The sequence below is a fragment of the Coleofasciculus sp. genome (genome assembly GCF_046539235.1).
In the GTDB taxonomy this organism is placed as follows: domain Bacteria; phylum Cyanobacteriota; class Cyanobacteriia; order Cyanobacteriales; family Coleofasciculaceae; genus Coleofasciculus.
The window spans coordinates 1-11023 of the sequence record NZ_JBKHHI010000220.1; the positions used below are offsets into that span (position 1 = coordinate 1).

At 43.4% G+C, this 11023-nt stretch carries 13 protein-coding genes; 10 read left to right on the forward strand and 3 right to left on the reverse strand.

The genetic code is table 11. The features are described 5' to 3' along the window. On the forward strand, window positions 1-928 hold a 928-nt coding region (locus ACLFWI_RS18470), incomplete at its 5' end, for a DUF262 domain-containing protein (RefSeq protein WP_446414130.1). Window positions 929-1012: 84 nt separating this feature from the next. Here ACLFWI_RS18470 and ACLFWI_RS18475 read toward each other — a convergent pair. Beyond that, the gene (locus ACLFWI_RS18475) at window positions 1013-2053 is read right to left on the reverse strand and encodes a DNA cytosine methyltransferase (RefSeq protein WP_446414131.1); all 1041 of its coding nucleotides are present in this window, start codon (window positions 2051-2053) and stop codon (window positions 1013-1015) included. Window positions 2054-2202: 149 nt separating this feature from the next. Continuing rightward, on the reverse strand, window positions 2203-3174 hold the full coding sequence (locus ACLFWI_RS18480) for an alpha/beta fold hydrolase (RefSeq protein ID WP_446414139.1): 972 nt from the start codon (window positions 3172-3174) through the stop codon (window positions 2203-2205). Window positions 3175-3264: 90 nt separating this feature from the next. Here ACLFWI_RS18480 and ACLFWI_RS18485 point away from each other — a divergent pair, with 90 nt between their 5' ends. The 9 genes from ACLFWI_RS18485 (at window position 3265) to ACLFWI_RS18525 (ending at window position 10451) form a co-directional block, all read left to right on the forward strand. Then, window positions 3265-4044, forward strand: coding sequence for a photosystem II S4 domain protein (locus ACLFWI_RS18485; RefSeq protein WP_446414132.1), 780 nt, complete (start codon window positions 3265-3267; stop codon window positions 4042-4044). A 20-nt stretch (window positions 4045-4064) separates the two neighbouring features. Continuing rightward, a complete protein-coding gene (locus ACLFWI_RS18490) occupies window positions 4065-4913 on the forward strand; it encodes an ABC transporter permease (protein WP_446408149.1) in 849 nt (282 codons plus the stop codon). Window positions 4914-5098: 185 nt separating this feature from the next. Then, on the forward strand, window positions 5099-5302 hold the full coding sequence (locus tag ACLFWI_RS18495; protein ID WP_446383012.1) for a hypothetical protein: 204 nt from the start codon (window positions 5099-5101) through the stop codon (window positions 5300-5302). A 243-nt stretch (window positions 5303-5545) separates the two neighbouring features. Beyond that, window positions 5546-6763 (forward strand): (E)-4-hydroxy-3-methylbut-2-enyl-diphosphate synthase, encoded by a 1218-nt coding sequence (gene ispG / locus ACLFWI_RS18500; protein ID WP_446414133.1) that lies wholly within the window; start codon window positions 5546-5548, stop codon window positions 6761-6763. A gap of 150 nt (window positions 6764-6913) precedes the next feature. Next, on the forward strand, window positions 6914-7729 hold the full coding sequence (locus ACLFWI_RS18505) for a hypothetical protein (protein WP_446414134.1): 816 nt from the start codon (window positions 6914-6916) through the stop codon (window positions 7727-7729). Then, window positions 7729-8946, forward strand: a complete 1218-nt coding sequence (locus tag ACLFWI_RS18510) for a DNA methyltransferase (protein ID WP_446414135.1) — start codon at window positions 7729-7731, stop codon at window positions 8944-8946. Before ACLFWI_RS18505 ends, ACLFWI_RS18510 begins: the two co-directional genes overlap by 1 nt. Beyond that, window positions 8930-9052 (forward strand): hypothetical protein, encoded by a 123-nt coding sequence (locus ACLFWI_RS18515; RefSeq protein ID WP_446408154.1) that lies wholly within the window; start codon window positions 8930-8932, stop codon window positions 9050-9052. Before ACLFWI_RS18510 ends, ACLFWI_RS18515 begins: the two co-directional genes overlap by 17 nt. Window positions 9053-9241: 189 nt before the next feature. Next, window positions 9242-10288: a class I fructose-bisphosphate aldolase gene (locus ACLFWI_RS18520; RefSeq protein WP_446414136.1), complete on the forward strand. Its 1047-nt coding sequence runs from the start codon at window positions 9242-9244 to the stop codon at window positions 10286-10288. A gap of 25 nt (window positions 10289-10313) precedes the next feature. Continuing rightward, window positions 10314-10451, forward strand: a complete 138-nt coding sequence (locus ACLFWI_RS18525) for a pentapeptide repeat-containing protein (RefSeq protein ID WP_446414137.1) — start codon at window positions 10314-10316, stop codon at window positions 10449-10451. 78 nt (window positions 10452-10529) lie between these two features. Here ACLFWI_RS18525 and ACLFWI_RS18530 read toward each other — a convergent pair. Further along, on the reverse strand, window positions 10530-11023 hold a 494-nt coding region (locus ACLFWI_RS18530; protein ID WP_446414138.1), incomplete at its 5' end, for an AIR synthase-related protein.

Sequence of the window (11023 nt, forward strand, 5' to 3'; positions counted from 1 at the left end):
TATACCAGACTATCAACGAGATATGATTTGGGAAGAACCTCGGCAGTCAAAGTTTATTGAATCTCTCTTGTTAGGACTACCAATACCCTATATTTTCGTTGCTGATTTGCGACCCAAGCAAGAAGATGATCAGGAGGATTTAGCTAGGTTAGAAATTGTTGATGGCACCCAACGTATCCGTACCTTAGACAGATTTATGAATAACGAACTAAAACTGTGTGACTTAGAAAAGTTAGAACAGCTTAACAACTTCAAATTCAGCGATTTACCCCTGGGAAGACAGAGACGCTTCAACCGTACTACTATTCGCATGATTGTGCTGACTGAGAAAGCTGATGAAGAAACCAGACGGGATATGTTTGAACGCATTAACACAGGTAGCGTTCAACTCAATGAAATGGAGAAGCGTAGAGGCATATCTCCTGGTCCGTTTGTTGATCTTATTGAAGAACTCGCTAAAACTGACAAATTTAGGAAACTATGCCCTATATCAGAAGCACTTGTCCGTAAACGCGAACCTGAAGAATTTGTATTACGTTTTTTTGCCTACTTAAATAACTATCAAAATTTTGAAAGAAGAGTTAATAAGTTTCTGAACGAATATCTAGAAGAACATAACCATGCTAAAATTGACAAAAATGGTATGCGATATGAATTTCACCAAATGTTAGAGTTTGTTGATAAATATTTTCCCAATGGTTTTAGTAAAGCCAAAGGTCATGTAAAAACTCCCAGAATTCGATTTGAGGCAATTTCTGTAGGTGTTGCACTTGCATTGAGGGAAAAACCCAATCTTGAGCCAAAGTCAATCAAGTGGCTTGACTCACCCGAATTCAAGGAATATACCACCTCAGATGCCAGCAACTCCAGACCTAAAGTAATTAAGCGTATTGAATATGTTCGCGATCAGCTTCTCGGTAAATCATGATTAGCGCCTTATTTCAGGACTTCAATGAACGCTCTAGAGAAGTGAGTAAATATCTTATGTTCTTGAAAAGTTTGGAGCAAGGAACTAATGATTCTGTTCAATATGATTTAGTATACTAAGGGCGACTACTTGACCTAGTTTTACAGGTACAGCATTACCAATTAATCGACCTAATATATCTATTGCTACTGGTTTATCAGGGTTGAAAAACTCATATTGTGGTGGAAAAGTTTGTAATAAAGCTGCTTCCCTGAGAGAGATAGCTCGATCTTGTTCGGGATGACCAAACCGACCATTACCAAAACCAAAACATTGTGTAGTTATAGTTGGACTAGGTTTATCCCATTCCATTCTACCATACACTCCAGGATAGGTTTTACCACTTGTTTTTATGTGGCATTTTGCAATTAAATTTTGAGGCCAATCTCGCCAAGTTCCACCAGGTTTTGAAGCACGAATACGACGCATATTTAGTTCAGAAAGTTTACTGCATCTATGTAGCCAGTCAATTTGAGAAGCCTGACCAGCATAAAGTGGTTCAAGGTGTTCAATAGTTTGTCGTACAGTTTTATATTGTTCTGGTCTATGTGTTCTTGGAATTAAGTGAATTTCGCCAAATTTTGAAGCCAGTAATACTAACCGCTTTCGAGATTGGGGAACCCCATAATTTAGACAATTAACTTCATAACACTCAAAGCAATAGTTGAATTTTTTTAAATAGGTAGTAAATTCATCAAATACTGAATGATGTTTTAACTGAAGTACATTTTCCATTGAAATAATATCGGGTTGACATTCTGCAATTAGACGGGCAAAATCTTGCAGTAGCTTCCACTTTGACTGTCGATACTGATAACGTCTTGAATAACTTGAAAATGGCTGACAAGGAGCGCATCCTGCTAATACTTTAATATGGCTTCCGTAAAAATGCTTGAATAAATCTAAACCTCTGACATTTTCTACATCTTGCAATATGAATTTTGCGTTGTTATTATGTTCATAAGGAAACTTACAGGCGGGATCGATATCATATCCAGCTTTAACTGGAAGACCTGCTTGCTCAAACCCATGGGTTAGTCCTCCAGCACCACAAAATAGATCTACTGTAGAAATACTTCTAGCCATTCACTCCCTCTTATGAGAATACAGGTTTACTCATCTAATGTATACACTATCAGCTTACCCGACTCTATATCTGGGTAATACTTTTTGCTCATGTCCCCTATTTATTGATCATTTGATCTGTTTTTAGCATTCATTGATTATTTTTTCTATTATCCAGTAGTTTCCAACAAGATTGTTATAGCTTTAATAATCGCATCCGGTCGATCCACCCAGACAAAATGACCACTGTTTTCAACCGGGATTTGTACGCAATTTGTCGAGAGTTTAGCTAACTCATCATGGATGCGATCGCGTAACTGATTGGCGGCTTTCAATGGCATCAAAACAGTTAGGAGTGAAGGGATGAAAAATGAAGAGGCTTTAAGACTAACAATCGGCAAATCCTTAAGATGACTAGCGCAGCGGACTTGACGACCACTTGTATCTAAACTCAAGATTTCTCTGGTCATCGTTACCCAGTGTTTGGGGCGACAGAAAGAGCGTTTTACCGCTTGACGAGAATCCAGAGAAAACTGACGTAATTTTGGTTTGATTAATTCAAATACGCCAATTATATTTAGGAGACGAATGATGCCCAATGTTGCTCCCAGAACTGACATGATAAAGCCTGACGCAAAGAACAATTGTAATCCGCGCAGGATTAGGGGCATTTTTAACATCGCTGATTCATGTAACCCATCAGTCAGAACTAATCCTACAACTTTTTCCGGATAACGAGAGGCGTAAAGGCGCATATTGTAACTGCCAAAAGAGTTACCCACCAAAATATAGGGAGGTTCTAAACCCGCCAGGGTCAACATCTGGTCAAGTTCGGTGACAATCTGATTACTGGTGCGAGGATGGGGGCTGTGATCGCTCCAACCAAAACCCGCGCGATCATAAATACAAACCCGCGCAAGTTGCGCCAATTCATCCACCAAAAAATAGCCCTCAACTCCGCCCAAACTATGATCGAGTACAACGGTTGGATATCCGGTTCCTGCTGTAACGTAATGCAAGCAGAAACCGCCCACATCCACCCGTTGACCCGGTGGTGGTGTACGATCTTCTCGCCAGCAGGCGATCGCTTGATACAAGGTTGTAGCCGTTAGGATTAAAACTCGTAGGGAAAACAGCGACATCAGAGGGTGCGCCATAGTAGAACTCTAGCGATTTTTTCCGGGATGAAATACAATTACAAAATTAAGCATAATTCATAATTCATTATTCCCATGTTGCCACGAGAGGACTTACTCAAAGGCGTCGAAAATCGTGATACTGTTGCCCGTGTGATTGATCAAGCGGAACAAGCGATCAAAACTTGGGAAGTGGTGTTAACCGATTTCCTCTCACCGCCTGTACTGGTGGAAATTCAGCAGCAGTTTGCGCGGTTGACGGAGGTACAACTTTTACCATGGGGAGGATATCCTCAAGCTGAACGTCAACGGCTGGGGATCACCCGTGAAGAATTACCTCTGGATCAGTCTCAGGTTGAGTTAGCGGCGTTAGATATTGAGGGTAATTTTCTCTTTGATCCAGCCACCCATCGGGATTTCTTGGGCGCGATTCTGGGAACAGGGATTGTGCGAGAGAAAGTTGGCGATATTATTGTTTTAGGCGAACGTGGCGCTCAAGTGATTGTGATTCCAGACATTGTCCCGTTTCTGGAGACGCAGCTCACTCAAGTGCGTTCGGTTCCGGTGAAAACTCGACCGATTGAGTTGAGTCAACTCAAGATTCGAGAACCGAAGAAGAAAGAAATGACGACAGTAGAAGCATCGATGCGCCTAGATGCGATCGCGTCAGCCGGATTTGGCACATCCCGTAGTAAAATGGCAGATTTGATTGGGGCGGGTGATGTGCGGGTAAACTGGAAAGAGGTTAGCCAAGCCAGTTACTCGGTTAAACCGGGTGACTTAATCGCGATTCGGGGTAAAGGGCGCTTGCAAGTTGGAGATGTTAGCATAACCAAAAAAGAGCGTTACCGTATCCAGTTAACCCGATTTATTTAACCATTTTCCAGCAGCATTAGATGACAGACTCAGTAAGCAATCAGCAGGAGGAACTTCCCGTCGAGATGCAATCATCTAAACTAAAGCCGAGCTTTTCTTGGCAAGGGATATTTTCTTTGCTGATGTTTTTTTATATGTATCTGCCGATTTTGGTCTTGACATTTTATAGCTTTAATGAGTCAGCTTATAGTGCCAATTGGCAGGGATTTACGTTGGAGTGGTACAAGAAGCTATTTAGTGATGTACGGGTGCTGAAGTCGTTGCAAAATAGCTTGACGGTTGCTTTTGTGGCTGTGGTTATTTCCGCCGTGATTGGCACGTTGATGGCGGTGGGGTTGGTGCGTTATCAATTTATGGGGAAGGGGTTATATCGTGGGGTATCCTACTTACCGTTGATTATTCCCGATATCGCCATGGCAGTGGCGACTCTGGTGTTTCTGGCGGTGATTGGCACGCCATTAAGCTTGTGGACAATTGTGGCAGCCCATGTGGTATTCTGTTTGGCATACATTGCCTTTGTCGTCTCTTCGCGTATTTCCAGTCTTGATCCGTATTTGGAAGAAGCAGCACTCGATTTAGGCGCAACCCCGTTTCAAGCGTTTCTTAAAGTGTTGTTGCCCGAATTGATGCCTGCCATAATTGCGGGGTGTTTAATTTCCTTTGTTCTCAGTATGGACGATTTCCTGATTGCTAGCTTTACGGCTGGAACCGGATCGACAACGCTACCGATGGAAATTTTTAGCCGCATTCGTACTGGAGTTAAACCCGATATTAATGCCTTGAGTGTAATTTTAATTGGCGCATCTGGGGCAATTGCCTTTGTGGGTGAGTGGCTGCGCTATCAAGGGGAAAAGAAGCGGTTGAGATAGAGATTCGTCTTATGTCTTATATCAAAGAATAGGCGGCATAAAATTATAAAAAAATATAGGCTATTTGTCAAACAATAAGACTATATTCTCCAGAATTGGCTAAATGCATTAAAATTTGTAAATATAGAGAAATAAGATATAGCGTTTAAAATTGTCCGACGAAGCTGTAAATAAGGAGGGGAGAAGTGGAACCTACCATAAACTGTGCTGAAGCCTGCGTCAATGGTTGTGTATTGGGTGATAAATGTCCCCACAAGGAGTATGCGGCTAAAGCCTCAACATTTATCAATGAGACGTCATTGGACAAAATGTATGAGATAGCTGAGGAGGCGCGACGGAAGAAACTGATGGAACCCCCTAAGTGGGTGATTCCTGATTTTCCGGAGTAGTTAAACATTATCGGGTAAATCGCTGGGTGGAACGATAACATCTTCTACCATGTCTGGGCTGGCATCTAAATCTTAGGCAAGGGACATAACCAGAACGTTGATAGCTGTTAGTCTAGTGTAGCTAAGGAGAGTAGGCGCGATCGCACTTTCTCTTGCCTTAACCCAAAATCGCCCCAACTGTGGCACTCTGAGAGAATAGAGAACAAACAGATAGTCTGGCTACAGTAATTATCCCGATAGGTTATGCAAACACTTCCAACCCCTCAAACTGCCCCCAAACCCCCAGCATTAGATACCGTTATCCACCGTCGCCAAACCCGCCCGGTATCCGTCGGGAATGTCACGATTGGTGGCGGACATCCGGTGGTGGTGCAGTCGATGATTAATGAAGATACCTTAGATCTTGAGGGTTCAGTGGCTGGGATTCGCCGCCTGCATGAAATTGGCTGTGAGATAGTCCGAGTCACGGTTCCCAGTATGGCTCATGCCAAAGCCCTCGCCCAAATCAAGCAGAAATTGATTCAGACGTACCAAGAGGTTCCCTTGGTGGCGGATGTTCACCACAATGGGATGAAAATAGCCCTAGAAGTCGCCAAGCATGTGGATAAAGTGCGGATCAATCCAGGGTTATACGTGTTCGAGAAACCAAAGAGCGATCGCACGGAGTATACTCAAGCTGAATTTGAACAAATTGGGGCAAAGATTAAGGAAACTTTAGCACCTCTGGTCATTTCCCTAAGGGATCAAGGGAAAGCCATGCGAATTGGGGTGAATCACGGTTCCCTAGCTGAACGGATGCTATTCACCTACGGCGATACCCCGGAAGGGATGGTGGAATCAGCGTTGGAATTTATCCGAATCTGTGAATCCCTCGACTTCCGCAATCTGGTGATTTCCCTAAAAGCCTCCCGTGTCCCGGTGATGCTGGCGGCGTATCGGTTGATGGTACGGCGCATGGATGAGTTGGGAATGGATTATCCCTTGCATCTAGGTGTTACAGAAGCCGGTGATGGGGAATATGGACGGATTAAGTCTACAGCGGGTATTGGTACCCTGTTAGCCGAAGGAATTGGCGATACCATTCGCGTTTCCCTGACGGAAGCGCCAGAAAAAGAAATTCCGGTTTGCTATAGCATTCTCCAGGCTTTGGGACTGCGGAAAACGATGGTGGAATATGTCGCCTGTCCATCCTGTGGGCGCACCTTGTTTAATTTAGAAGACGTACTGCACGAAGTTCGGGAAGCGACGAAACACCTGACGGGTTTAGATATTGCCGTGATGGGTTGTATTGTCAATGGTCCAGGGGAAATGGCAGATGCAGATTATGGCTATGTGGGTAAGCAACCCGGTTATATTTCCCTGTATCGGGGACGCGAAGAGATTAAGAAGGTGCCCGAAGATAAGGGAGTGGAAGAGTTAATTAATTTGATTAAAGCGGATGGTCTTTGGGTTGATCCCTAAGTTGATCGGGGTACGATATATCGTACCCCTAAAATTACATCAATCTAAGTAAGATAGAGGGCAGAAGACTCCAAGGCAGAAGGGAATAAATAAGGTGGCGAGGTAAAAGGAAATGATAACTGACGAGACGGACATTATGTTAACTGATAAATGACCAATAATGTTAATGTGCCAGATGAACAGGAGTACCTAGAAACCTTTCTCCAACCGATTAGAAAATGCCAAGACTATCGCCCAAAGTTTGGTCAGGGAAACTCAAATAAAGGTTTCTCACTTCAAGAATTTAAAGTCCTTTACGGTGCTGATTTGTTTTATTCTTGGGTTGGTTTAGATACTGATCTCATGTATGCTGCCCATCGTGCGGCTGGTGGCATGACTTCTATTTATCGTCAGGTTGGCATTGGCTGCGAACGTTTGTTTCGCCAGATTATTGTAGATACAACCCGTTACATTGACCCTAGCTTTGCCAGATGGTCTTACACAACCAGAACATCCTCTGGAAAAAGCAAAACCCTTTCCCTTGATGGTCGGCTAAAACTTTCAGAAATCAGGAATCAGTCCGTGTTGAACAAGGTTAATCAGTGGATAACCAATTATTGCAATGGCTTAGGTGAAGTGACTCAACCCTCTAATGGTATTGTATTTGAGGTTAGACAGGGATATAAGAGCAAAGATAGCAAGCGTCAGAATGCTGACATAGACAATGCTACAGTGGCGTGGGCAAATGATTATCTGCCTGTATTTGCCATATTTTCAGCACAAATAGATTCAGATATTGTGTTGAGATATCGAAACAACCGTTGCGGAATTCTGATTGGCACAATGAATGGTGATCCCAAAATCTCGCTATATGCCTTTTGTGAACAGGTGCTAGGGTATAACTTGGCAGATTTCTTTCAGAGAAAATCGGATGAGATTAAGCATGAGATCCATGAGGTTCTGGAAACATTGCTGAGTGCTGAATAATGGATATTAAGGTTAATCAACGGTCAGATTATACCTTTAAATACAACCAAAAACTGGGACGGCATGGATGGTTACGACTCACCCCTGCTTACTCAGTCAAATTAGTGTCAGAGATGATTAACAAGATTCCCACTGAATCATTCATTCTTGACCCTTTCTCTGGGACAGCTACAACGGGTTTAGTTGCTGCTGAACAGGGATTACAAGCTCATTGTTTAGATATTAATAGATTTCTGATCTGGCTGGGTAATGCCAAATGCCGGAATTATTCTTTCTCGGAACTGGATGACTTTAATCAGAGGATTAAAAGAACCATTCATCAATGCAAAGGTCTGATTGATCAAGAGTGCTGGACTCCTAATATTTATAACATTACTCGCTGGTGGAGTATACATACATTAAAAATTCTGGCAGCGCTTCGGCAAGGCTTGGTAAGCGAATTTGGTGAACCGAAAGAGGGTGATGTTTCTTCCTTGGCATGGGTCGCTTTTTGCCGTTTAGTGATTGAAACCTCTTCCGCTGCCTTTAATCATGTGTCTATGTCGTTTCATCAGCAAGTTACTCGGTATGAAGTTGAACAAATTGAACAGCTTTATCAAATTATTATTGAAGCGATAATTAATAGTATCAGTCACCCTTTAGCAGGTAAAGCAACAGTATTTTATGCTGATTCACGGTACTCTGTATCCAATGACGTGAAATATTCTCATGTCGTAACCTCACCACCTTACCCCAATCGGATGAGTTACATTCGTGAACTTCGCCCTTATATGTATTGGACAAAGTTTCTAGATACTGCCAAAGAAGCAGGTGAGATAGACTGGCAAGCCATTGGCGGAACGTGGAGTGTGGCGACGAGTAGATTACAGAATTGGGAATCTAATGGAATAGAATTGTCAGGTTCGATGAACAGGATTGTTTCCCAAATTGGGCAATCAGAAAATAAGAATGCTCGGCTTATGGCAAAATATGTCGAGAAATATTTCTATGATATGCACTTACATTTTGATAATTTGCGTCACAACTTACAGGATAATGCAGTGCTTTCATACATTGTCGGCAATTCTTCGTTCTATGGGATTCCGGTCAAGACGGAAAAGCTTTTGAAAGAATCCTTACACCAACTCGGATATACTAACATTGGCAGTAACGTTGTTCGCAAACGAAATAGCAAGAAAGAACTGTTTGAATATTGTGTTTATGCTACATGGAAATAGAGTAGAAAATAGCAGTTGGAGTCGCGATCGCGATGGAAAACCAGCAATGACTGATTGGCTGGGCGTCAGTTTTGGCAAATTATCAAGAATTAATATCAATAGCTAAAATAAATCATTCGACAAGATTCGGCATCTATCGCCAGAGGGATAAAATGCAAATATCTGGTAAATCAAGGCTTCTATGTCCTAGAACCGAAGAAAAATCTGCCCAATTTCAGATTACTTGTTGCAAATAAACCCATTAACCTGCATCATTTATGAATAGATAGCAAAAAAACTTTATAGAGGTTTCACCATGAGTACCTACGCACAAGAACTCAGAGCGACAGCACAGGCAATGGTTGCCCCCGGCAAGGGTGTCTTGGCGATGGATGAAAGTAACGGCACTTGTAATAAGCGATTGGGGAAGGTTGGTATCGAGCAAACCGAAGATATGCGTCGTGCTTATCGCCAGTTAATTTTGACCACGCCTAACTTAGGGAATTACATCAGTGGCGCGATTCTCTATGATGAAACGATTCGCCAATCGACCAAAGAAGGGACACCGTTTCTCAAGGTGATGACCGATGCGGGGATAATCCCTGGAATTAAAGTGGATACTGGTGCCAAAGACATGGCAGGTTTCCCTGAGGAAAAAATCACCGAAGGACTCGATGGTCTGCGCGATCGCATTGCGGAGTATTATCAAATGGGCGCTCGCTTTGCCAAATGGCGGGCGGTGATCACGATTGGTGATGGCATTCCCAGCCGGGGTTGTATCGAGGCAAATGCCCATGGATTAGCCCGGTATGCCCAACTCTGTCAGGAAGGGGGTTTGGTTCCCATTGTGGAACCGGAAGTGCTGATTGATGGGGATCATACTCTGGAACGCTGTTATCAGGTAACCGAGGAAACCCTACGCACTGTCTTCAATCAGCTTTACAATCAGCGGGTAGCTTTCGACCAAATGATCCTCAAACCCAGTATGGTAATTTCTGGGAAGGATTGCCCCAACCAAGCCAGTGTGAATGAAGTGGCAGATGCGACGGTACAATGCTTGATGAATTCAGTTCCAGCATCTGTGGCGGGTGTGGCGTTCCTGTCTGGGGGTCAGAGTAATGAGCAAGCATCGGCTCACTTAAATGCAATGAATGTTAAATATGCCGACCAAGCGCCTTGGCCCATAACCTTCTCTTATGCCCGTGCTATCCAGCAACCTGCTTTAGAAGCGTGGAAAGGGAAAGAATCAAATGTGTCTTTAGCCCAAAAACTGCTGCTACATCGGGCGAAGTGCAATAGTGCTGCCCATGAGGGTAAGTATACACCTGAGGTGGAGAAAGAACTCGAACCTGTAACCGCTTAGGTTGATTCTCAGGACTGGAGTTTATTTGAGTGAAGCAGTACTTAAGAGAACAAATTTAAGTCGAGCCAATTTGGAAGGAGCTGATTTGAGTCAGGCGGCTTTAGATGAAGCTGTAACTCTGACGGATGCCATTATGCCTGATGGATCTAAACATTCAGCTTAATCCTAAATCCGGTTTTTCTATCCCCCAATGGGTAGAGACGTAGCATGCTACGTCTCTACCCTCTGTACAATACAGTCGTTAACAAATCCTGGGTAATTGATCCCCCACTAGCATATCAACGATACGTTCCGCCCCAAAAGCAGTTTGCAGCAATACCACACCCGCAGGGGAATCAATTACTTCACCCACAATACAGGAATCCTCTCCCGCCGGATGAGACTTCATCGCCGATAATACAGATTCGGCGTGCGATCGCGGTACAATAACCACCAGTTTCCCTTCATTGGCGAGATATAACGGATCTAATCCCAGAATCTCACAAACTCCATTCACCTCTTCCCGAATCGGAATCGATGCTTCATCCAAACGAATCCCCACGTCGGAACTTTGGGCAAATTCATTTAACACCGTAGCGACACCACCACGAGTTGCATCCCGCATCGCATGAATTTGGGGACAAACCTCAACAATTGCATCCACTAACCCATTTAACGGTTGACAGTCGCTGTTAATGTCTGTTGATAATGCCAATTCCCCACGGGCGATTAAAATAGCTGCACCATGATTTCCCA